This is a genomic window from Erysipelatoclostridium sp. An173 (assembly GCF_002160495.1).
Taxonomy (GTDB): domain Bacteria; phylum Bacillota_I; class Bacilli_A; order Erysipelotrichales; family Coprobacillaceae; genus Thomasclavelia; species Thomasclavelia merdavium.
Map to the genome: position 1 here is coordinate 1 of NZ_NFKR01000023.1, position 24,801 is coordinate 24,801.

The window sequence follows — 24,801 nt, forward strand, 5'->3', positions numbered from 1 at the left end:
ATAGATTGATTTCATGGGGAAATTAATCAAAATATATAAAAACCAAGGTAGAATGAGGTTTTAAGTTAATTTATATATAAAATAAACTAACTATTTTTGACACTACCATATACTAAGAGAGGAAGTTAAAATGAAAACTATTGTTGTTGGAGTAAGTGGTAGTATTGCTGCTTACAAAGTCTGTGATTTATTACGAGCATTAAAAAAATTAGATTATGACCTTGAAGTTATTATGACTAATAATGCTACTAAATTTATTAGCCCTTTAACAATCGGAGCCTTAATTAATAAGCCGGTACTACTTGATGATTTTGATGAAGAAGGTTATCAAATTAAACATATTAGCTATGCTAAAAAAGCTGATTGTTTTGTTATTGTACCAGCAACTGCTAATATTATAGGAAAAATCGCTAATGGTATTTGTGATGATATTGTCACTTCGACATTTATGGCAGCAACATGTCCTAAGCTAATTGCTCCAGCAATGAATGTAAATATGTATGATAACTTAGCAAATCAACGTAATATTGAAAGATGCAAGACTTATGGCATCAAATTTGTAGAACCAGGCTATGGTTTGTTAGCTTGTGGCGATGTTGGTCGTGGTAAATTAGCTGATTATCAAGATATTATTACAATGATCGAATATTGTATGAATCCTAAACCATTAAAAAATAAATATGTTTTAATAACTGCTGGTCCTACTCAAGAAGCGATTGATCCCGTAAGATATATTACTAATCATTCAAGTGGAAAAATGGGTTATGCTTTAGCTAAACAAGCATTTTTATTAGGAGCAAGAGTTACTTTGATTACTGGACCTACCAATCTAAAAGTTCCTTATGGTATTAAAAGTATCAATATTACATCAGCTAGAGAGATGTTTGAAGCTGTAAAAGAAAACTATCATGATCAGGATTTTATTATCAAAGCAGCTGCAGTTGGTGATTATCGCCCTAAAGAAACAGCAGTAAATAAAATAAAGAAAAAAGACGATAACTTAGTTTTAGAATTAATAAAAAATGATGATATTTTAAATTATTTAGGTCAACATAAAACAAATCAAATTATTTGTGGTTTTGCAATGGAAACAGAAAATTTGATAAAAAACGCTAAAGATAAATTTATCAAAAAAAATTGTGATTTATTAGTTGCAAATAGTCTTAAAGAATCAGGAGCTGGTTTTAAAGGTGATACTAATAAAGTTACTTTGATTACGGCAGATGAAATTGAAGAGAAAAATATAATGACTAAAGATGAAGTTGCTAAAACGATCTTATACAAATTAATAGAAATTAAAGGAGAAGAAAAATGTTAGTTGTAATTGATATTGGTAATACAAATATTACAATGGGTCTATTTGATGGAGATGAAATTATTGGAAATTACCGTCTAACAACAAAATTAGAAAGAACTTCTGATGAATATGGTTTTATGCTGTTAAGCTTTTTAAATGCTTCTAATATTGATGTTGAACAAATTCAAGATGTTATAATTGCTTCAGTTGTACCTAAAATCATGTACTCATTTACAAATTCAATCAAAAAATATTTTAATAAAGAACCAATTATTATTGGACCAGGAATAAAAACTGGAATTAGAATCAAAATCGATAACCCAAAAGAATTGGGAGCTGACCGTTTGGTTGATGCTGCGGGTGCTTATTATATTTATGGTGGTCCATGTTTAGTGATTGATTTTGGAACAGCAACAACTTTTGATATTATCAATGATCATGGCGACTTTTTAGGTGGAGCTACGGCACCAGGGATTGGAATTAGTGTCAATGCCCTTTCAAGTCAAGCTGCTAAATTACCAGAAATTGAAATCAAAAAGCCAAAAAATATTATTGCTAAAAACACTGTATCTAGTATGCAGGCTGGTATTGTTTATGGTTATATTGGATTAACTGAAAATATAATTTGTGCATTAAAGAATGAATATGGTGATAATTTAAAAGTTGTTTCAACTGGTGGTCTAGGTAGAATTATTTTTAATGAGACTGATTTAATTGATATTTATGATCCTGATCTAACTTTTAAAGGATTAAAAATAATTTATGATATGTATAAAAAAAATAATCAAAAAGCATAAAAGTTGTGGATTTCCACAACTTTTTAAATATATTTTCTTTCAATATCATTAACTGTATATATAATTAAGTTAGTATTATCTTCTTGATACATTAATAAAACATCATTTATTTTTACGCCTAGTACTGCTAACTCACGCTCTAACCATTGGGTATCTCGATTGATCAAGTTTAAGTTTTCATAAATTATTTTTCCTTCTTTAATTAATAAAGATGGTAATTCTATTGGTGTTATTTTTAAATTTAAATCTTCTGCTGTTACTTGTTGATATTGCTGTTTTGGATAAAAACTAAGCCGGCCATTAGTTTCTAAAATCACTAATGCTAATTCTTTTAACTTAAAATATCCTGCAATTCGACATTGCATTAAAAACTCATCAAGATCTAATTTTGCTTTTTTTAATTCTTGATAATATATTTTATCATTTTCATATAAAACAACCGCCTGTCCATCAATTAGTTTTCTTATCTTTAAAGAATTTCTTGTTAATTTCGATAATAAAATAATTAAAATGCCATAAATAAGCATTGCAATTAATGGCTGTAAAAAATCATCAAACTCTCCTATTGCCAGTTCGCTTGCAATACTACCGATTGTTATACCATTGATATAATCATACATATTTAATTGGCTAACCTGCCGATAGCCCATTAATTTAGTTATAATAAATAAAACTGCTAATGATAATAGTGGGAAAATAATAAATTCAACTAATTGCATCTAATCACCACATTTATTTTTAACAGTTTTATTTTAATTAAACAGGATATTAAATTGTTAATATTTAAAACGAAAAAGAATTAATCTTTTTCGTTTACATATACTTCTTCAATTTCTCCAATATAAATATAATGGTAATCATGATTTGGATAATTTTTAATATCTAAATCTTTGTCAATAAATCCTTCAGGTTCGATTTTTCCACGATATAATTTTTTACAAGTAAAACACATTGTTCCTTGTTTAAAAGTAGGCTGATTATTTAACATTTCTACATCAAAACCAACTTCTTTGATTTTATCACCATCACGTCCTGATTTTGATCCTAAGACACCTAATTCCTTTTTATAACCTTTAAAACAAGTAATTGTAAAATAATCTGATTCATCAACAAATTCTCTAGTATAACGTTGTGGACGAATGTAAGCTGTTATTACATTTTTATTCCAGATAACACCAATACCACCCCAAGAAGCAGTCATAGTATTTACTTGATCGCCCTTTTTAGCACTGATTAATAACCAGTCTTTGCCAATTGTTTCAAATGGATTTAATTTTAATTCATTAATATCAATTTTTTTATAACTCATCTAAAAACCTCCCTATTTATTCAAAAAGATACCAAGAATCACCTACACTATCTTCTACCTGCCCGGTTTCTAAATCTACAGTGACCGTAGAATACATAACATTAGCTGTATTGCCACCAGTATAACGAACAACTAGTTGATAAGTATTATTTTCTTTAACACATTCATTTTCAAAAATAACATAATCATCACTGTTTGTTGTTTTAACATAATGATTAATTACTAGCTGACAGATTTCATCTAATGATAAATCTTGTGGGGATCTTTCTTGTTCCTGGTTAGTTTCTTCACCAACTTTAATAATTCCCCATTTACCATCCTGTTCTACCCAGCATTTACCATTATATACTGGTAAAATTTTATCAAATATTCCCGCTGGAATAACAATATTTCCATCAGTATCATTTAATTGCCATTTATCATCTTTTAATAAAGTAACAAATTCTTCACTAGCACTATATGCAAAATCAGAAAAATTATTAATTGTTTCTCTAGGATATACCTCGAACTGATTCCATGAAGCATCATATTCAATCGGTATAACTTCTTTACCTTCGGCATTTAAATAACCCCATTTTCCATCTTTTTTAACTGCGATTAATCCATCACAAAAGCTACCAGCATCTTCATAAATAAAATCCGTTAATTGTTTATCATTTACAAATATTGCATATTTACCATCTTGTTCTAGTTGCCAGGCACTGATATCACCTTCTGGCAAATCATTGACTTGTTGTACTGGATATGGTAAATCTGATTCGATCGACAATCCGCTATCAAGACCATAATTATTAATAGGTATTAATTCATCGTTATAATAATAGATTTCACTTAATGAAGGTAAATATTCATAAAATGGTATTGGTGTTACTGACCTATCAACCTCAAAGAAATTACTATTGTTAAAATTATTATCATAATAATTATCATCAGTTTCTACAATATAAATATCATTAAAATTCGCTAGAACTTCAATACAATCAATATCATCTAAAACATTGCCATCATCGTCAATTAAACCATAACGATCATCTTTTTTTATTACTGCATAATTTTTTAACATCTGTTTTTTAGTAGTATTTAGATAATTTTCAACCGATGAACTTCTTAAATAATAAATATCATCAGCATCAATATCCGGCTCAACTACCCAGCTAAAATCAATATAGTGATCAATTTCATCATGACGATCATTTAATTTATCTTTATCTTCATCAGAAACTTTTTCTTCACCTTGTTCTAGTATCTCTTTAGCTTTATCATAATCATTTTGATAAGTATATACATCTGCTAGTTTTAAATACGGTTCAACAATCTTATCATCAATCTCAATAATTTCTAAATATGTATCTTCGGCTTTTTTATAATCTTTTTCTTCAATATAACGATCACCTTGTACTAACAAATCATTAATTTGTTTTGTATCTAATTGTTTATTAATAAAGATAGCAGCAATTATTATTGCAATTACAGTAATAGTGCTAATAATGATTATTTTCGATTTAGATTTTTTAACAACTTCTAATTTCTTGCCACATTGACTACAATATGTCGCATTTCTTTCATTTTTTGTACCACAATATTTACATTTCATAACATTACCTGATTATTATTTAGATAAGTTTTTAAATAACTCCATTGCTTTTGTTACATCATCAATATTAGCAACTCGATAAGTCCAGTTCGTATCATTTACTACACCAGGTGTATTAAATCTTTGATCATTGTCGACTTCTAGTAAATCCCATATTGGAATAATGACATCACTAGCATCTGACTGTAAACAGAATTTTAAAATAGCTTCGTTTAATGGTAAATCATCATCGACAATTGCTTTTAATTTATAAATATCTTCTTCATTTAAACCACTTATCCAGCCTTTGATTGTTTCATTATCATGTGTTCCTGAATAGAAAAATGAGTTTTCAAGATTATCATAACCGTCATTTAGCATAAATTGAAAAACCTTCATTCCTTTTAAATGGTAATGATCTTTTAATTCAATAACCTCTGGTCGTAAATATCCTAAATCTTCAGCTACTAATTCAACATCACCTAAAGTTTCATATATTTTATCAAAAAGTGCATAGCCAGGTGCATATTGCCATTTACCTTCCATCGCTGTTTTAGCACTAGCAGGTATATCCCAATATGAATCAAAAGCTCTAAAGTGATCAATACGCGTAATATCAAAAATTTCACTAGCCCAGCCAATTCGTTCAATCCAAAATCTAAAATCATTTTTCTCTAAATATTGCCAGTCATAAATCGGATTACCCCAATATTGTCCTGTAGGGCTAAAATAATCAGGTGGCACCCCAGCAACACTAGTTGGATATCCAATACCATCTAATAAAAATGATTTATTATCTAACCACACTTCTACAGAACCATGGTCAACATAGAAAGGCATATCACCAATTATTTTTATTCCTTTATCATTAGCATATTTTTTCAATTTAAACCATTGATTGAAAAATATATATTGTACAAATTGATAATAACCTATTTCTTTACTATATTTAGTTAAATTAACTTGATGTTCTTGAGGATATTTTTTAAATTCATCAGGCCAGCTAGCCCAGTCATAACTATTATTCACTGTGGCAAAAGTACAAAAAATCGCATAATCCAAAACCCAAGGACATTTTTTTAAAAAATTATAATAATCTTCAGTAAATTTAAAATTTTCATATGCTTTTAATAAATAAGTTCTTTTAAATTTACGTACTTTATCATATGGGACTTTTATTGCATCAGGATAGAATTCAGGTACTGAATCTAATAAACCATCAGCAACTAAATAATCTAAATTTATATAAATCTCATCTCCAGCATAAGTACTAACAGCTCGATAAGGCGAGTTAGCTTGTGTTGAGGGGTGAAATGGTAAAATTTGTAAATAATCAGCTCCATTTTTTTCTAATAGGTCAATAACTTTATAGGCATTTTCTCCTAAATCACCAATGCCGTAATTTGAAGGAAAACTAGATAACGGAAATAAAACTCCTGTTTCCATTTTAATATCCTAAATCCTGATTAACTATTACAATTTTTATTCTGCCTACATTTCCCTGATAACCTAATTTTACAAAACTGCTACAAATTCTATCTGGTGATAAACAATCCATACATTCCCCTTTTTTAGTGCATGGCGTATTTTTATTTAATCTAACTGCATTAGCTGGTGCGCTAACTGTTTTTATATGATTAATGGCCTCTGCTTCAGTATTAAAGATTTTATTTTTTCCCGCAATAACAATTACTTCTTTAGGACCATAAATCATTGCTGCTACACGATTTCCGTTTCCATCAATATTGTATAAACATCCATCAGTAGTTAATGCATTAGTACTAGTAATAAATAAATCACTAGTAAAAGCTTTTCGGTAAATTTCCTGCATTTGTTCACGATCTAATCCTTCTTGATAACGATCATGTAAAATTACATCAGAATTATGAATTTGTTCAATTACACCAGTTTCAAATAGGGTCATTGAACCTCCTAGCGCTACTGTCTTTTTATTGCATAAGTAACGACTCAAATAATTGTGTAATTGTTCAAAATCGTCAACAAAATTGATTTGCATATTGTTTTTTTCGAATGCTTTAATCATATCATCTTGTTTAATTTTAATTATTGTTTGTAAATTTTTGTCCATAAAAGCCATTTCCTTTCCATCGTATAATATTAATTATATTATTTTGCTAGCACAAAATCAACAAACTAAATTTTTTTATCTATACACATTATTCACATGTTGTTCACAATGGGAATAACTTGTGAATAATGTGAACAAAAAAATCCTTGAATGATTAATTTCAAGGATTCTTTATATTTATCTTAAAATTCGCATTGAATTTAAAATGGCAATCAATGTTACACCAACATCAGCAAATACACCCATCCACATATTAGATAATCCAAACATTGTTAAAAGTAAAACTCCTATTTTGATAACCAATGTAAAAATTACATTTTGTTTTAAAATAAGATTTGTTTTTTTGGAAATATCAATGGCTTCACCAATGGTATCAATATCATCGTTCATTAAGACAATATCAGCAGCTTCGATTGCAGCATCGCTACCGACACCACCCATGGCAATTCCTAAATCAGCTCGAGCTAAAACTGGTGCATCATTGATACCATCACCAACGAATGCTGTTTTTTTATTATCTTGGATCAATTCTTCAACTTTTGTTACTTTATCTTGTGGTAGTAATTCACTATAAACACGATCAATACCTACTTTACTAGCAATATCATCAGCTACTTCTTTACGATCACCAGTTAACATAACGGTATCTTTTATTCCTGATTGTTTCAATCGTTTAATTCCAGTAATAGCAGTATCTTTGATCTTATCAGCAACAACAATATTTCCTAAATACTCATCATTACAAGTTATATGAACTACTGTTCCAACTGTTGTTGGGTTTGTTACTTGATAACCCATATCTTCAATATAAGATTTATTTCCTAAATGATATAAATCATTATCAATCTTTACCTCAATACCTTTACCAGCAACTTCTTTAAAATCTGAAATTCTTGATTGATCAATTTCTTGACCATATTTTTCAACAATACTTCTAGCAATTGGATGATTAGACATTCTTTCACCATAAGCACCAATCATTAATAAATCATCAGAACCATTGACTTCGACAACTTCAAAGCTACCTTCAGTTAAAGTTCCAGTTTTATCAAATACTATAGTATCAATATCTTTTAATAGTTCTAAGTAATTGCCACCTTTAATTAATGCCCCAACTTTACTAGCTTTTCCTAATCCGGCATATAAACCTAACGGTATTGAAATGACTAAAGCACAAGGACATGAAACAACTAAAAATGTTAATGCTCGATATAACCAGTCAGTAAAGACTGCATCTTTAAATATCAACATTGGAATTACTGCTAAAGCAACAGCTAGAAAAACTACTGTTGGAGTATATACTCTAGCAAACTTAGTTATAAATTGTTCGATTGGAGCTTTTTTACTAGCAGCATTTTCAACTAAATCTAAAATCTTAGATACTGTTGAATTTTCATAAGCTTGAGTTACCTTGATTTTAATAACGCCTGTTAAATTTACAACACCAGCTAAAACTTCATCATTAATATCTACATTTCGTGGTAATGTTTCTCCTGTCAAACTTGATGTATCTAAGCTACTATTACCATTAACTATAATACCATCTAATGGTACTTTTTCTCCTGGTTTTACTAATATTATATCATTGATTTTAACTTCTTCAGGAGCCACTTGTTTTACTGTATCGTCAATTACTAAATTAGCATATTCACTTTTAATATCCATTAATGAACTAATAGAAGTTCTTGTTTTATTAACTGCATATGCCTGAAAAATTTCACCAATTGAATAAAATAGCATTACTGCTATTGCTTCTTTGTAATCACTGATACAAAAAGCTCCGATTGTTGCAATACACATTAAAAAGTTTTCATCAAATATTTGACCTCTTTTTATATTTTTTAAAGCTTTAAATAAAACTTTATAACCAATTAATAAATAAGCAATACCAAAGATAAATACATCATATTTTGTACCACCTAAAATAATTCCAATTATATAAATTATTGTTCCAATAATTAATTCCACATGATCTTTACAAACAAATAGTTTTGGTTTTTCTATAACTTTAATATCTTTTTTCATTGATAAAGTAATTCCGCTTTCTACTTTATCAATTACATTTTTCAAACGTTTTAATAATTCATCATCACTCATTTCCCTATTCAACTTAACTTTTAGTGTTTCAGTTGAAAATATTATCATTGCATCTTCAACTTCATCCATCTTATTAATCTCTTGTTCAACTTTCATTGCACAATGTGCGCAATCAAGTCCATTAATATTAATATTGATAGCATTTTTTAAATCACCATGGTGCATTGTTTCTACATGTTCATCATGATGGTCGTGATGACATCCACAACCACATTCATCATGGTGGTGTTCATGATTGCAATCGCATGAATGGTGATGATGATCATGGTCACAATCACATGAATGGTGATGGTGTTCGTGATCATGTTCGTTGTGTGTTGAATTTTGATTAACTAATTCAACATCTGGTTCGATACTACAAACAACTTGTTTGATCTTTTCTTCATCAAAACTATTTTCATCAACATCTAAAAACAACGTCGTAGTTGCAAAAGCAATATTACATTCATTGACATAATCTAATTTATTAAGCTGATCTTCTATTTTTTGAGCACAATGAGCACAATCCAATCCCTTCAAACTATACTTTAGTTTCATAAAAATCCTCCCTTATTTATTTAAATGCATAATATGTTTATATCCAGCATCAAATATCTGTTTTACATGTTCATCATCAAGTGAATAATAAATTAGACGGCCATCTCTTCTTGATTTTACTAATTTTGCCTGTTTTAAAATTCTTAATTGATGAGATATTGCTGATTGAGTCATATTTAAACATGCAGCCAAATCATAAACACACATTTCTGCCTCAAACAAAGCACAGATGATTCTAACTCTAGTAGTATCACCAAAGACTTTAAAAAGCTCGGCAACATCATATAATATTTCTTCTTGTGGCAATTTTTTACTTACTCTTGCCACTGTTTCTTCATTAACTATCTTTTCCATATCACACCTCTTTATATGAATACTTATTCATATGTTAATATAATTATATATCGTTATATTTACATTGTCAATTACAGATGTTAAAATATTAAAAAAGGCTGGTGAATTAAATGAAAAAATTATTAATAGTAATCGATTATCAAAATGATTTTGTTAGTGGCAGCTTAGGTTTTGACCAGGCGGTTAATTTAGAAGAACATTTAGTTTCTTTAATTAATACATACCATGAAAACAACGATGATGTTATTTTTACTCTTGATACTCATCAAGAAAATTATTTAGATACTCAAGAAGGACAAAAATTACCAATTGTTCACTGTGTTGAAAATACTGATGGTTGGCAGTTATATGGAAAAGTTAGAGATTTGGCTAAAGATGATAAAAAAATTCTAAAAAACACTTTTGGTTCTTTAGAATTAGGTAATTATTTAAAAAATAAAGATTATCAAGAAATCACATTAGTGGGCGTTGTTTCTAATATTTGCGTTATCTCTAATGCAATAATTGTTAAAGCAGCACTACCAGAAGCTAAAATAACTGTTGATTATCAAGGAATTGCAAGCAATGATGAAACCTTGCAGCAAAAAGCTCTAGATATTTTAAAGAATTTACAAATTGATATTATTGGCTGTTAATATTAAACAGCCATTTTTATTATAGTTCACCATCAATTTTATAATAATGACGATAAGCGTTACCCCTTGTAATTCTTAGTAAGTTTTCTTCATTAGGAAAATGAACGGGATTAGTTTTATTTTTCTGATATAGTTTTATAACATCCTTAGCATCGGTTAAAATTTCCTCTAATTTCATTAAACCATACATTTTGGGTGGCAATAAATAGATTGGAATATCAACATTTGTTTTATCTATAAATTGTTCAACATATATTTTTAAATGCGGACAGCACATGATGATATCTACATTTGATAACTTATCTTCAACAATAGCAAATGGATAAAACTCAATATTTACCTCATTTTCTAAATTTTTTTCAACTATCTCCTTTTTCATTCTCTCTGTTACATAACTTGAAGAAAAACCCCCACCACAACAAATCAAAATCTTAAGCATTATAAATCTCCTTCTTATATTGATATAAAAAATATTATAATTAATATTAACTTTTCTAGCAATAATTAATAAAATTTATTATTATTTTGCATATTTTTATGCAATTATGCTTTGATTAGCTAATTTCTATCTTGTATCGCCTATAAAATAAGAGTATACTATTAGTAAATTAAGGGGGTTTTTGATAATGGAAATCAAAATTGAAAGAGCTGCGACTCTAAAAGAGAAACCAGATCAAAATAATTTGGGATTTGGAAATTATTTTACTGATCATATGTTTATGATGGATTATACTGATGGAATTGGATGGCATGATGCACGTATTGTTCCATATGCACCTATTCCAATGGATCCTGCTACAATGGTATTACATTATGCTCAAGAAACATTTGAAGGATTAAAAGCATATCGTGATCCTGATGGAAACATTACACTATTTAGACCAGAAATGAATGCTCGTAGAATGATTAATTCAAATAAACGTATTTGTATGGCAGAATTACCTGAAGATATGTTTGTTGAAGCTGTTGAAGCAATTGTAAAATATGAACAAGATTGGATTCCAACAGCAAAAGACACTTCTTTGTATATTCGTCCATTTATGTTTGCAAGTGAAGCTGGTGTTGGGGTACACCCTGCTAAAACTTATACATTTGTAATTATTTTATCACCTGTTGGTAATTATTATCCTGAAGGTGTAAATCCAGTTAAAATCTGGGTTGAAGATGAATATGTGCGTGCTGTAAAAGGTGGTACTGGATTTACAAAATGTGGTGGTAACTATGCTGCTAGTATTGCTGCACAAGTTAAAGCTGAATCACATGGATATACTCAAGTTCTTTGGTTAGATGGTGTTCATCGTAAATATGTCGAAGAAGTTGGAACAATGAATGTAATGTTTGTTATTGATGGAAAAGTTATTACTGCTCCATTGGAAGGATCTGTTTTACCTGGGGTAACTCGTGATTCAATTATCCATATCTTAAAAGATTGGGGATATACTGTTGAAGAACGTGAATTAAGCATTGATGAATTAATGGAAGCTGGTAGAAAAGGTACTTTAACTGAAGCATTTGGTACTGGAACAGCAGCTGTAATTTCTCCAGTTGGTCAACTTTATTATAAAGGTGAAGAAGTAGTAATTAATGATTTTAAAACTGGTGATTTAACACAAAAATTATATGACACTTTAACTGGTATTCAATGGGGACGTCTAGAAGATAAATACGGTTGGGTACGTCATATTAAATAGATAAAAAATAGCATCTGCAGATGCTATTTTTTTATTGACTAGATTCGATTTCTAAATATGATTCATTAAATTCACCATTTACAAAACCAACCGTAAAATCATTTTCAACATATGATTTCGTTTCTACTGAAATATCTTTCCCCTTATATAATATTTTAGCTGGTGAAAAACTGACTATAACCGTTCCCTCATTATCCATTACTCGAGCAATTATATAACTTTCAGTTAATATTGTTTGACTATTTGAATAACTATCAATAATTTTGCCATCTTCTTCATAAATAGATAAAATATGATAAGTTGGCATTATTGAGACAATCTTTTCAGCTGTAGAACCGTCACTGTCAAAGTCTTGATTACTACGTGCTAAACCAATATGCCAGCCATTTTGATTAAATTCTAATATTGTTTCTACATGGTCTAAGTCATCGTATTGTTCATTAACATATTCTTGCATTGAATTATATGTTTGACTCGTAGATGAAAGAGCCTGATTAAAGATAAAAATAATAATTCCAAAATAAATAATTGCTATAATTAGTGTTTTTCTTACTTTTCTAGATTGAATATGATTGTATTGTACTTGATTTTTTGTTAGTTGTTGATAAAGATCAATATATTTTTTATCATATTTAATTTCATCATGTTCTAATATTTTAATCACTGTATTATAAATAGGAACATGCTTTTCTTCTACGTAGTTATCTAAGATTTGTTTATCTTTATTAATTTGATATTTAGTAACTGCTTCGATAAAATCTCGAAATTCATAAAAATGTACATCATCAATTTCTTTTAACAAATCTAGTATTTGTTGATAGTCTTTTTGATCAAAGGCTTCTTTTATTTTATTTATCACTTTATCAGGTTTATTATTATTTGAAAATAATCGTTGTAATTTTTTGGTTTCTATTTTTGTATTTAGTGGGAATTCTTTATAAAAATAGATATTTAACAATTCTAAAATAACTTTAGCATTATTACTGTTTAATTCTTTTTGATAAATTAAAAAAGCATCTATCAATTCTTCAGGCGACTCATTACATGCTAATGAAGTTAAATATAGTGTTAATTGAATCTGACGATCTTTATGTTTAGGAAATTGCATGCAAATTGAATTTAAGATTTGCTGAGTTTCCTGATAATTATCATAATCAAATTTTAAACTTGAATATAATTTGCTAAGGCTGTTTAAATAAATATTAGTATGCACAAGTGTGAATATAATAAAACATATAAGTGATAAAATAAGCACGTATATTAAATATTCTCTAATAGATATGCAAGCAAGAAGCACTATTATATTAACTATATAATATAAATAGTTAATTATTCTATTTTTTAAGTTAATTTTATCATAGTTTATTTTATACTTTTCGATAAAATTTTCCATTTTCTTTTACCCCTCTTTTTATATAAACGAATTAAAAGTAAGCAGTAGATTATACTTGCTTACTTTAATAATAATTATCGATTTTTTAAAGGAACATATTCATGAGTTTCCCCTACATATTTAGCTGCAGGACGAATAATCTTATCGGCATATAATTTGTTTTCAATATTATGAGCTAACCATCCTACTGAACGTCCTACTACAAACATTAACGTATATAACTCTCTTGGTATTGATAACATATCATAAATCAATCCACTATAAAAATCGACATTAGCACAAACATGAATTTTTTTTCTGCTTTCAATTGCAGCAATTGCCGCTTTTTCAAAGCGATAATAGAAATTAAATTCAGCTTCTCTCCCCTTTTCCTTGGCTAATTCTTTACATTGTTGTCTTAAAATTTCACATCTAGGATCGCTTAAAGTATATACAGCATGACCAATACCATATATTAAGCCACTGTTATCATTAAAATTCTTATCTAATATTTGTTCAATAATTTGTTTTATTTGTTCATCGGTTGCATCTAAACCAATACAATCAATAACTTTTTGCATTTGATCCATAACTGCAAGATTAGCACCACCATGGCGTGGTCCTTTTAATGAACCAATTGCTCCAGCAAAACTAGAATAAATATCAGTTCCCGTTGAACTAATTACAATATTTGTAAAAGTAGAGTTATTTCCACCACCGTGATCAGCATGTAAAACTAAACACATATCTAAAACTTCAGCTTCTTTAGTAGTAAACTTTTTATCATCTCTAAGTAAATACAAAATATTTTCAGCAATTGAATAATCTGGTCGTATTTGATGAATATATAGACTCTGTTTATCAAAATAATGAACTTTACTACGATAAGCATAACATACAATCGATGGTATTTTAGCAATCAGATTTAATCCTTTATACATAGTTTCTTTAGGTGATGTGTTGTCAGGATCATCATCATATGAATAAAGCATTAATACTTCTTGCTGTAATTTATTCATTAAGTTTTTTGAAGGAAATCCTAAAATTTTAGATTCCAAATAATGTTTAGGTAATTCATAACGTTTAGACAACTCAGCTTTAAATGTTTCTAATTCATCCTTGTTTGGTAAATAACCAAAAATAATTAAAAAACATGTTTCTTCAAATAAAAAACGTTGATGTGGTTCTCTTTTATTAATTATGTCAGAAACAGCAATTCCTCGGTAATATAACTCACCACGACAATCTATTTTTTTGTTATTTTCCCTTTTATAGCCTACTACATCAGCAATTTTAGTTAATCCAACTAAAACCCCGGTACCATCTTCATTTCTTAATCCTTTTTTTACATCATATTTTGTATACAGGTTATTATCGATGTTATTATCCCCATCTCTAGCCTTTTCGATAAATCTATCAACTAGTACACTCATATAAACACCTCCTAAAAATATAAGTAGGTTTATTATAGCACTTATTATAGAAATTGTATACAATAATTGTATACAATATTTTTTTAAGTTATTCTTAAATAATTCTAAATAAATCTAAATTATAATTGTGCTTATTGTTTATTTCATTTTTTTAAGCTACAATAATAAAAAGGAGAATTATATGAAAATAAATAATCATGAATATCATGGATTAAGTAGTAAAGAAGTTGCTCAACGAATTAATGAAGGCAAAATTAATGAGATTGATAATCGTATTACTAAATCCTATAAAGAAATATTTTTAAACAATACAATAACATTTTTTAATATATTAAACATCAGTTTATTTGCTTTAATAGTTTTTGTTGGTTCATATAAAGACACTTTATTTATTTTTATTATTATTATTAATACTATTGCTGGTATTTATCAGGAAATTAAAGCTAAACGAACTTTAGACCGGCTATCAATTTTGACAGCATCTCATGTTGATGTAATTCGTGATAATGAGATAAAAAAAATTGGTATTGACCAGATTGTTTTAGATGATTATCTTGTTTTATCAACAGGATTGCAAATTCCAGCTGACTGTGTTTTAATTGATGGTCATATGGAAACTAATGAATCATTATTAACTGGAGAATCTGATCCGGTATTGAAATTAAATGGTGATAAATTATTTTCTGGAAGTTTCATTACTTCAGGACAAGGAATTTGTAAAGTGACTCATGTTGGTGAAGATAGCTATATGAATCAAATTACAAAAGAAGCAAAAAAATTAAAAAAACATAATTCAGAATTAAATCGTTGTTTAAATAAAATTTTAAAATATATTAGTATTGTAATATTGCCAATTGGAGGCCTACTATTTTTAAAACAATTTTTATATGCTAATCAGCCATTCGATGATGCTGTTGTTAGTACCGTTGCAGCTATTATTGGAATGATACCTGAAGGACTTGTTTTATTGACTAGTGTCGCTTTAACTATCAGTATTTTAAGGCTAGCTAAACAACAGACTTTAGTACAAGAGTTATTTTGTATTGAAACATTAGCTCGAGTTGATGTTTTATGTTTAGATAAAACCGGAACTATTACTGAAGGTAAAATAAAAGTTGAATTTGATATTAAATTTGATGATGTAAATATTGAAGAAATAATTGGAAATTTAATGTATTCGTTAGATGACGATAATGTCACATCTCAAGCTTTAAAAGAGCATTATCCACCACAAAATACATTTAAACCTTATTTTGTAATTCCATTTAGTTCTGATCGAAAATACAGTGGTGCTTCATTTGAAAATATTGGAACATATTATATCGGAGCATATCAATTTTTATTCCCTGGTGGTCATGAAATATTAGATGAAAAATGTAAAGATTATGCTAGCCAAGGATATCGAATTTTAGCTTTAGCTCATAGCGATCAAGTCGTTTCTGATTTGTCATTACCAGATGATCTAGTCCCTACTGGTATCATAGTTTTAAGTGATATAATTAGGGAAGATGCCAAGGAAACTCTTGCATATTTTTATGATCAAGGAGTTGACTTAAAAATTATCTCTGGAGATGATCCAATTACAGTTTCATCAATCGCTAAACGAGCTGGATTAAAAAAAGCAGACTATTATAAAGACGCTTCAACTATAAAAAATATGACTGAAATGTCAGAAGCATTAAAAAAATATTCTGTTTTTGGTCGGGTTACACCACAGCAAAAAAGAGAAATGGTAATTTTACTTAAAAAACAAGGTCATACTGTAGCGATGACTGGTGATGGTATCAATGATGTTTTAGCATTTAAAGAAGCAGATTGTTCAATTGCAATGGCTTCAGGTAGTGACGCTGCTAAGAATGTAGCAAATCTTGTATTATTAGATAATAACTTTGATGCAATGCCGCATATCGTTGATGAAGGACGTCGAGTTATCAATAATATTTCAATGTCAGCTTCTATGTTTTTAATAAAAACAATTTTTTCAACTTTATTGGCAATAACTACTATTATTTTTGGGCAGACTTACCCTTTCGAACCAGCACAGCTTTCTGTAATTAGTGCTTGCGGGGTTGGAATACCAACGTTCTTTTTAACTTACGAAGCTAATTTTGCTCGAGTTGAAGGCAGCTTTTTAGAAAAAGTCTTTAATAACGCCTTCCCTTCAGCATTTACAATAGCTTTAGGCTCAACTTTAATTACTAATATTGGTTTAGCGTTAAATTATAATGCAGAAATGCTATCGACGATATGTATTTTATTTACAGGATGGAACTATACTCTTGCTCTATTAAAAGTATATCGACCTTTAACAGTTTATCGTAAAATTATTATTTATACTACTCAGCTTTGTTATTACATAGCATTGATCATTGGTCAAAAAATCTTAGAACTAACAAGTATTAGTTTTAACTGGATGATTGTTTTATTAGCATTAATGGCCTTTTCACCTGTGCTAGTAGAATTATCAAGTTATTTAGTTAACATTATAAAATATGTATATCGTAAACTACAAAGATATCATTTAAATAAAATATCAAAGGTTAAGGAGTAAAATTCTTAACCTTTTTTCATTAAAATGTTAAAATAAAATAAAGGAGAAAGGGTTTATGTATGACAAAATAAAAGAACTTGCTAAACAATACTACTTAGAAACAGTAGAAACAAGACGCGATTTTCATAAGTATGCTGAAAGAGGCTGGCTTGAGCTAAGAACAGCTTCAATTATTGCAAGAAAACTTGACGATTTGGGGTATCAGGTTTTAGTAGGTAAAGAAATCATGCGTCCTGAAGGAAGAATGGGGATTCCTAGCAAACGAGTTTTAACAATGAATTATAAACGGGCTTTATCTCAAGGAGCTGATCCTTATTATTTAGAAAAAGTTAAAGATGGTTTTACTGCTGTCGCTGGTATTATCGAAAATGGTCCTGGTCCTGTTGTAGCAATTCGTTTTGATATTGATGCTTTAAGTATAGTTGAAGATGATTCTTGTGAACATATTCCAACTAAAGAAGGTTTTGTTTCTTGCAATTTAGGAGCAATGCATGCTTGTGGTCATGATGGTCATGCAGCAATGGGATTAACGGTTGCAAAAATTTTAGCTGAAATAAAAGATAATTTACACGGAACATTAAAACTAATTTTCCAGCCAGCTGAAGAAGGAGTTCGAGGTGCTAAATGTGTATGTGAAAGTGGCATTTTAAACGATGTCGATTACATTTTTGCCGGTCATATCTGGACATATGAAAACGAACATGAAGATACTGATTTGTTTTTAGGAATGAATGAAACATTTGCTACCACTAAATTAGATGTTACTTATCATGGCGTTTCTTCTCATGCTGCTGGAATGCCACAGTTTGGTAAAAATGCCCTTTTATCAGCTGCATCATGTGTTTTGAATTTACATTCAATCCCTCGAAACAGTGATGGTTGTACCCGTGTTAATGTCGGTACTATTCACGCTGGAACCGGTCGTAATGTTGTCCCAGAAACTGCTAAATTAGAGATTGAAGTTCGTGGTGAAACAACCGAACTGAATACTTATATGGAAATATATGCCCGTGATATTATACATGGTTCAGCTTTAATGCATGATACAATTGTTGAAATCAAAGAAATGGGTAAAGCATATTCCTTAGAATGTGATAAAAAAATGATGGATATTATTCGCCAGGTATGTAAAGATCATTTAAAAGAAATTAAAGTGGCTAAAAATGATTTAAGCCCACTTGATGGCAGTGATGATTTTTCATACATGCTGGCAACCGTACAAGCTCATGGCGGTATTGGTACCTATATGAAACTTACTACTAATCTTGCTGCTGCCCCACATAATACTACTTATGATTTTAATGAAGAGGTCTTGTTAAAGGGTACTACGATTTATAGCACTATTGCTTATTATTTATTAAATCAATAAAACTAAAAGATAGAGTCTTTTATCTAAACTCTATCTTTTATATTTTTTAAAAGAATTTCATAAACTCATCTACAAATGAGTCAACACCATTTTTAAAGTCATTTTTGAAAGTATTAAATTTTTCTTTACCTTCTTCAATAATATTATCTACTTCATCATCACTAGCATTATAGACATTTTTAGCATATTCCTTAGAATTAACAGCTAATTCTTTAATTTTATTAGAATCATCAACATTACCTTGAGTTGCTGCTGTTTCTAGAAATAAACTATGTTCATAAATATTTTTAGCAACATCTTTATCTTTAATATTGTCAATATTTTCATTAATGTAAGTAACTGATTCACTAATATCTTCTTGACTTACAGTATAATCACCATTAAATCTTTCTTCCACTTTACTATCAATTTTTGCTAATTCATCATCGTTAGTATTATCAGTATCTTCCATTGTATCTGTTTCATTACTTTGATTTTCAGAACATCCTGATAAACTAAATGAAAGAGTAAATAAAAGTGTCATACAACATAATAATTTAAAAAATCGTTTCATTTTAATTCTCCTTTTATTAATCTAATCATATTTTTACCAAAATTAAATATTTTAACCACTAATTGCATAAATTGTTGTATAATATAAAACGGTGATTAAAATGAGTGAAAAACAATTAGATAGCTTATTAGAAAATATTAAATATGAAATATCATTACTATCAAATAGTGCTGCTTTTATTTATCAAACATTAAATGATGTATCTTGGGCAGGATTTTATTTATATCAAGATGGTCAATTGATTTTAGGCCCATTTCAAGGTAAAACAGCCTGTACAATTATTCCATTAAATCGTGGTGTCTGTGGTGCTTGTGCAACTGATCAAAAAGTATACCGAGTAGCTAACGTTCATAACTTTAAAGATCATATTGCTTGTGATAGTGCAACAAATAGTGAAATAGTTTTACCAATCATTATTGACCAAGAACTATATGGTGTATTAGATTTAGATTCTACTAGTTTTGATCGTTTCAGCAAATCTGATCAGCTATTACTAGAAAAATATATTCAAATTATTATTAAACATCTAAAACGATTAAAGGAAGAACAATAAATGTTCTTCCTTAGCTTTTTTTATCAAATTTATTTGCACATTTAGGACAAGTAATTGTAATTTTTCCACGACCACGTGGCACTCTTACCATTTGTTTACAACTTGGACATAAAAAATATTTATGTGCTCTATCATTATGATTATTTTTAATTACTAAATAACGCTTTTTAATTGGACTTATTAATGATAAGAATTTTTCATTTTCAATTCTTCTTTGATAAATATTACGAGAATACGTACGGAATATTTCATATATTAATATAATCCAAACAATCCATGATAAAATTTGATTTCCAAATATAAATATATTCAAAAAAATTAAAACAATGGCTAGTACCAGCAAAAACATATTAAGCTGATCAGAACCATATCTTCCTGACATAAATCGATATAATGACTCTTGAAATCTTTTCATCTTAACCCTCTTTTCAAAATATAAAATTAGTATAGTGACTAAATATTAATTCTTTATGAATTATCATTATCACGATAATATTTCCGATAATAATTGTTGCTTTCAACTAATAAAGTTTTAAAAAAATGAATTATTGCATCACGGGTATCATTTTGAAGATTTTTAAATTCTTTTAGGGCAGTAACTAAATGTGAAAATGATTTTTCAGTAAAATCATCAACTGTTTTAATATTGGCACTTTCTAAGATAGTAAAGATTGCTTTTATTGCACTTTCACGTGTTTTTAAATCAACCTTTTCTAACCATGATTTAAAAGCATCGGATAAAGCCATACTTTCTTTACTCAGTTTATCAACAGTATCAAAATCTTTTCCAATAATTTGCCAAGTAAATCCATTATGCTGCATTAATCCTTTAGCATTACTTTTAATAATTTTTACTGTTTCTAAATTTTCCAACATTATTCCAAAAACAGAATTTTCTGGTATAAATTTTTTAATTTTATCAACTATCATTTTATAATTCGTATGTTGAATCATTTCTTCAGGAAAACCAGGACCATCATAGTTATATATTTGAATGATTTTTTGAGCATCTTTATCATCAATTGTACTAGCTGCAAAAACTGCTAAATTGCCTCCTTTAGAATGGCCCCCTATTCTTATAATTGGTTTTTTTAATCTTCGTTTAAAAATGTTTGAAAATTTGTGTTCGTTGATTATTAAAGAAATTTTACTTTGATAAAAATGTTCAATAATACTCTTAAGATAACTAGCTGCCTGGATTTGTGATTGAACTGGATATTTATAGGTCATCAAAAAATCTTCTTTCCAGCCCAAAATCGTATCATCAGTACCTCGATAAGCAACAAAAATACTATCATCTTCTAATTGATAAGTTATTGCCGCAAATTGTTTAGCGTCATTATAATTTAATTCATTTACATAATTTGATAGTTTAATGTTTTTAAATCGTTGGCAAGTAGATAAAACTTTTAATAAATTGATTGATTCTTTGATAAAAGAAAATCTATTCATTAATACCGACTCATCATTTTTTAAAAAGAAGTCTTTAGCCACATCCTGTAAAGAACGCGATTGGTTACTTAAAAAAGATGGTACTGTGTCTAAAAATTCTACATAGACTAGTTCGCTTAAAATTAATGCATCGATATCATTAAATGGATCGACCGTCATTAAAAGATCACCACGCCATTTTAAATAGTCATATATATTACTCAAGTACATCCCTCCTTGAATATGTTTGGATTATACCATAGACAATCAGCTATATACAATTAAATATCCATTTCTTAAAAATATATTTAAACTAATAGCTTTTTAAGAAAAATTAAGTTATTATTTAGAAAAAATATAGTAGTATTTTTAAATAATCATGCTATTATAATACTAATGGATTAGAAATGATAAATGCAAATGAGGTTGATTTATGAAAAAAATAAAAGGATTAACTTCAATTGAAGTTAAACAGAGAATTTCCGAGGGAAAAGTCAATGTGGCGTATAAACCCAAAGTTAAAAGCAATTTTGAAATTATACTAAGTCACATATTTAACTTATTCAATGCCTACAATTTTATTATAGCTGTAGCTTTGATAGCTGTTAAAGCTTACTCAAGCTTATTTTTTGTCGTTGTAGTTATTTCAAATATCTTTATTCGTGCTCGTCAGGAAATACAATCTAAAAACATGGTTGCTAAACTAAACTTAATTGTGTCACCAAAAACCAAAGTAATTCGTGATGGCAAAGAAAGTTTAATTGATAATGAGGAATTAGTTCTAGATGATATTGTTTATTTTGAAACAGGAAATCAAATCAGTGCCGATGCCGTAATTATTAAAAATAGTGTTGAAGTTGATGAGTCACTATTAACTGGTGAAGCCGATCCGGTCTATAAAGAACCAGGTGATCACCTGCTTTCAGGAAGTTATATTTTAAGTGGTGGCTGCTATTGTCAAATTGAACATGTTGGTAAAGACAATTATGCCAATAAAATCACTGATCAGGCTAGAACTAGAAAACCAGTTGATTCAGTATTATTAAATACTTTTAATAAAGTTACTCGTTATACTAGTTATTTAGTTTTACCACTAAGTATTTTAATGCTTTATCAAGCCTATGTTATTCGTGATCAAAGTATTACTAGTACAATTGTTAATACTGCAACTGCTCTATTAGGAATGTTACCTAAAGGGCTGGTTTTACTTACAAGTGTTTCTTTAGCAGCTAGTGTTGTAAAACTTGGGAAATCAAACACATTAGTTCAAGAAATGTTTAGTATTGAAACATTATCTCGTATAGATGTCTTATGTTTAGATAAAACTGGTACATTAACAGAAGGAAAAATGGAAATCGAAGAAGTTATTAATTTAAAAAATTCACTAAATCTGGAATTATCCCAGATAATGCCTTCTTTTGTAGCTGGTTCGCTAGATAATAATATTACTTTTAAAACTCTTAAAAATTACTTTAAAGGTGAAGCCAAATATGAAACTCTTGATCGTATTGCCTTTTCTTCAGCACGTAAATGGAGTGCTGCTAAGCTAGATGAAGTAGGAACTATCATTGTTGGTGCTCCAGAAATTATTAGACCAGATTTTATCTTAGATAAAAGAATACTTGAAATGCAAAAAGGCGGTGCCCGAGTTTTACTTATTGGACATCATCAAGATTTAGCTACATTATCTGATACTTTAAATACTACTATTCCAATTGGTCTAGTTATTATTAAAGATCCAATTCGTAAAGATGCTCACTCAGCTTTGAAATTCTTTAGTGATAATGATGTTGCTGTAAAAGTAATATCTGGTGATAATCCAGCCACTGTAAGTGCTATTGCTAGTCAAGCAGGTGTAGCTAATGCAACAAAATATATTGATGCTTCTACTCTAACTAGTGATGAAGACTTGGAAAATGCGATATTAAATTATAATGTTATTGGTCGTGCTAGTCCATTTCAAAAACATAAAATGATTTTAGCTTTGCAAAAACATAAATTAAAAGTAGCAATGACTGGTGATGGCGTTAATGATGTTTTAGCTTTAAAAGATGCTGATGTTTCAATAGCAATGGGTTCTGGTTCTGATATTGCTCGTCAAATATCACAGTTTGTAATAATCGATGGTAAGTTAGATACTTTAGTTGAAGTTGTCCGTGAAGGTCGTTTAGTTATTAATAATGTTACTAGATCAGCTTCAATGTATTATTTAAAAACTATCTATACTATTTTACTTTCTATTTTGTCAATTTTAATGAATATTCCATATCCGTTTATTCCTTTCCAAATGACATTATTAGATATGTTTATTGAAGGATTCCCTTCATTTATGATTTTATTTGAAAGAAATATTGAAAAACCTAAAGAATCAATTGGTAATCATGCAATGCGTTTTTCTTTACCAAATGCTTTAGTAATTGTTTTATCAGTTGCTGGAATTCGTTTACTAGCACCTGTATTAGATCTATCATTATCGGAAACATTTACCATTTTATATTTTACAACAGCATTTATTTCTATTCATATGATTTATCGTATTTACAAACCATTAAACTGGTATCGTGGTGGTGTTTTAATTATTGATATTATTGGATTCATTCTTTCAACACCAATTTTCTGGCCATTGTTAGAAATGCATCCACTAAATTCAAAATTATTACAAATCATCTTTATTACGATTCTAGTTTGTATTCCATTTTTGGTAATTATTACTAAAAAAGTTGGTCAATATTTGGATAAAAAAAGAGATACTGAGCTATCTTAAAAAGATTCTCAGTATCTTTTTTTCCTTGTTTTATTAGTCGCATTTAATAGATTTTCATATGCTTTTTTTATTAAAGTATCATATTCTTCACCAAATAAAATTGTTTGATTTTTTAAAAAGATAACTAAACAATAATTTAATTTACGATTATTACGCAAATCGATTAAAGAAACCTGATCAACCAATGTTCTTCTTACAATATCAATTGTCTCTTTTAAAAAATTTATTTCACCATATTTGATATCAACAATTTCATCAAATAAAAATTCTTTACTTTTAAAAATACCACTAACTGCAAAACAATCTTCTTTAATATTTAAAGTATACATCGCTCGACGGCGATATTCTTCAATACCACTGATATAATATAAATTATATTTACTTATATTTGCCATA

Annotated in this window: 22 protein-coding genes; 8 read left to right on the plus strand and 14 right to left on the minus strand. The window is 28.6% G+C overall.

The window, feature by feature from the left end; translation table 11 throughout:
- The first annotated feature begins 130 nt into the window (after window positions 1-130).
- Together coaBC and B5F09_RS09950 are read left to right on the plus strand one after the other, a co-directional pair.
- Window positions 131-1,318: a bifunctional phosphopantothenoylcysteine decarboxylase/phosphopantothenate--cysteine ligase CoaBC gene (gene coaBC / locus B5F09_RS09945; protein ID WP_087373915.1), complete on the plus strand. Its 1,188-nt coding sequence runs from the start codon at window positions 131-133 to the stop codon at window positions 1,316-1,318.
- The gene (locus B5F09_RS09950) at window positions 1,312-2,094 is read left to right on the plus strand and encodes a type III pantothenate kinase (protein WP_087373920.1); all 783 of its coding nucleotides are present in this window, start codon (window positions 1,312-1,314) and stop codon (window positions 2,092-2,094) included. Before coaBC ends, B5F09_RS09950 begins: the two co-directional genes overlap by 7 nt.
- Window positions 2,095-2,117: 23 nt before the next feature.
- Here the strand turns inward: B5F09_RS09950 and B5F09_RS09955 are convergent, their stop codons facing one another.
- The 7 genes from B5F09_RS09955 to B5F09_RS09985 form a co-directional block, all read right to left on the minus strand.
- Window positions 2,118-2,813, minus strand: coding sequence for a DUF421 domain-containing protein (locus B5F09_RS09955; RefSeq protein ID WP_087373921.1), 696 nt, complete (start codon window positions 2,811-2,813; stop codon window positions 2,118-2,120).
- 80 nt (window positions 2,814-2,893) lie between these two features.
- Window positions 2,894-3,403, minus strand: coding sequence for a flavin reductase (locus B5F09_RS09960; RefSeq protein ID WP_087373923.1), 510 nt, complete (start codon window positions 3,401-3,403; stop codon window positions 2,894-2,896).
- Between the two features lie 16 nt (window positions 3,404-3,419).
- Complete coding sequence (locus B5F09_RS09965) at window positions 3,420-4,997, minus strand: WG repeat-containing protein (RefSeq protein WP_087373925.1); 1,578 nt, start codon at window positions 4,995-4,997, stop codon at window positions 3,420-3,422.
- 15 nt (window positions 4,998-5,012) lie between these two features.
- On the minus strand, window positions 5,013-6,422 hold the full coding sequence (gene malQ / locus B5F09_RS09970; RefSeq protein WP_087373926.1) for a 4-alpha-glucanotransferase: 1,410 nt from the start codon (window positions 6,420-6,422) through the stop codon (window positions 5,013-5,015).
- Between the two features lies 1 nt (window position 6,423).
- Window positions 6,424-7,065, minus strand: coding sequence for a lactate utilization protein (locus B5F09_RS09975; protein WP_087302492.1), 642 nt, complete (start codon window positions 7,063-7,065; stop codon window positions 6,424-6,426).
- A 177-nt stretch (window positions 7,066-7,242) separates the two neighbouring features.
- A complete protein-coding gene (locus B5F09_RS09980) occupies window positions 7,243-9,699 on the minus strand; it encodes a heavy metal translocating P-type ATPase (RefSeq protein WP_087302494.1) in 2,457 nt (818 codons plus the stop codon).
- A 12-nt stretch (window positions 9,700-9,711) separates the two neighbouring features.
- On the minus strand, window positions 9,712-10,053 hold the full coding sequence (locus B5F09_RS09985; protein ID WP_087302496.1) for a metalloregulator ArsR/SmtB family transcription factor: 342 nt from the start codon (window positions 10,051-10,053) through the stop codon (window positions 9,712-9,714).
- A gap of 110 nt (window positions 10,054-10,163) precedes the next feature.
- On the opposite strand from B5F09_RS09985, the gene B5F09_RS09990 reads away from it, so the two are divergent.
- Window positions 10,164-10,688: a cysteine hydrolase family protein gene (locus tag B5F09_RS09990; RefSeq protein WP_087373928.1), complete on the plus strand. Its 525-nt coding sequence runs from the start codon at window positions 10,164-10,166 to the stop codon at window positions 10,686-10,688.
- Between the two features lie 19 nt (window positions 10,689-10,707).
- On the opposite strand, the gene B5F09_RS09995 is transcribed toward B5F09_RS09990, so the two are convergent.
- A complete protein-coding gene (locus tag B5F09_RS09995; RefSeq protein WP_087302500.1) occupies window positions 10,708-11,127 on the minus strand; it encodes a PTS sugar transporter subunit IIB in 420 nt (139 codons plus the stop codon).
- A gap of 187 nt (window positions 11,128-11,314) precedes the next feature.
- On the opposite strand from B5F09_RS09995, the gene B5F09_RS10000 reads away from it, so the two are divergent.
- Window positions 11,315-12,379 (plus strand): branched-chain amino acid aminotransferase, encoded by a 1,065-nt coding sequence (locus tag B5F09_RS10000; RefSeq protein WP_087302502.1) that lies wholly within the window; start codon window positions 11,315-11,317, stop codon window positions 12,377-12,379.
- Between the two features lie 31 nt (window positions 12,380-12,410).
- On the opposite strand, the gene B5F09_RS10005 is transcribed toward B5F09_RS10000, so the two are convergent.
- Complete coding sequence (locus B5F09_RS10005) at window positions 12,411-13,772, minus strand: hypothetical protein (protein ID WP_087373931.1); 1,362 nt, start codon at window positions 13,770-13,772, stop codon at window positions 12,411-12,413.
- 74 nt (window positions 13,773-13,846) lie between these two features.
- A complete protein-coding gene (locus tag B5F09_RS10010) occupies window positions 13,847-15,184 on the minus strand; it encodes a citrate synthase (RefSeq protein WP_087373934.1) in 1,338 nt (445 codons plus the stop codon).
- A gap of 181 nt (window positions 15,185-15,365) precedes the next feature.
- Here B5F09_RS10010 and B5F09_RS10015 point away from each other — a divergent pair, with 181 nt between their 5' ends.
- Both B5F09_RS10015 and B5F09_RS10020 read left to right on the plus strand, forming a co-directional pair.
- Window positions 15,366-17,735 (plus strand): HAD-IC family P-type ATPase, encoded by a 2,370-nt coding sequence (locus tag B5F09_RS10015; protein WP_087373936.1) that lies wholly within the window; start codon window positions 15,366-15,368, stop codon window positions 17,733-17,735.
- A 55-nt stretch (window positions 17,736-17,790) separates the two neighbouring features.
- Window positions 17,791-19,104 carry an amidohydrolase gene (locus B5F09_RS10020; RefSeq protein ID WP_087302510.1) on the plus strand — a complete coding sequence of 438 codons (1,314 nt, stop codon included), beginning with the start codon at window positions 17,791-17,793 and terminating at the stop codon, window positions 19,102-19,104.
- A gap of 46 nt (window positions 19,105-19,150) precedes the next feature.
- Here the strand turns inward: B5F09_RS10020 and B5F09_RS10025 are convergent, their stop codons facing one another.
- The gene (locus B5F09_RS10025) at window positions 19,151-19,657 is read right to left on the minus strand and encodes a hypothetical protein (RefSeq protein WP_087373939.1); all 507 of its coding nucleotides are present in this window, start codon (window positions 19,655-19,657) and stop codon (window positions 19,151-19,153) included.
- Between the two features lie 100 nt (window positions 19,658-19,757).
- Here B5F09_RS10025 and B5F09_RS10030 point away from each other — a divergent pair, with 100 nt between their 5' ends.
- Window positions 19,758-20,210, plus strand: coding sequence for a GAF domain-containing protein (locus B5F09_RS10030; protein ID WP_087373941.1), 453 nt, complete (start codon window positions 19,758-19,760; stop codon window positions 20,208-20,210).
- A gap of 10 nt (window positions 20,211-20,220) precedes the next feature.
- On the opposite strand, the gene B5F09_RS10035 is transcribed toward B5F09_RS10030, so the two are convergent.
- The gene (locus tag B5F09_RS10035) at window positions 20,221-20,625 is read right to left on the minus strand and encodes a hypothetical protein (protein ID WP_087373944.1); all 405 of its coding nucleotides are present in this window, start codon (window positions 20,623-20,625) and stop codon (window positions 20,221-20,223) included.
- A 53-nt stretch (window positions 20,626-20,678) separates the two neighbouring features.
- Complete coding sequence (locus tag B5F09_RS10040) at window positions 20,679-21,872, minus strand: Mbeg1-like protein (RefSeq protein WP_394335299.1); 1,194 nt, start codon at window positions 21,870-21,872, stop codon at window positions 20,679-20,681.
- Between the two features lie 202 nt (window positions 21,873-22,074).
- On the opposite strand from B5F09_RS10040, the gene B5F09_RS10045 reads away from it, so the two are divergent.
- Window positions 22,075-24,405, plus strand: coding sequence for an HAD-IC family P-type ATPase (locus tag B5F09_RS10045; protein WP_087373946.1), 2,331 nt, complete (start codon window positions 22,075-22,077; stop codon window positions 24,403-24,405).
- A gap of 8 nt (window positions 24,406-24,413) precedes the next feature.
- Here B5F09_RS10045 and B5F09_RS10050 read toward each other — a convergent pair whose 3' ends face one another.
- Complete coding sequence (locus B5F09_RS10050) at window positions 24,414-24,800, minus strand: hypothetical protein (RefSeq protein ID WP_087302681.1); 387 nt, start codon at window positions 24,798-24,800, stop codon at window positions 24,414-24,416.
- Between the last annotated feature and the right edge of the window lies 1 nt (window position 24,801).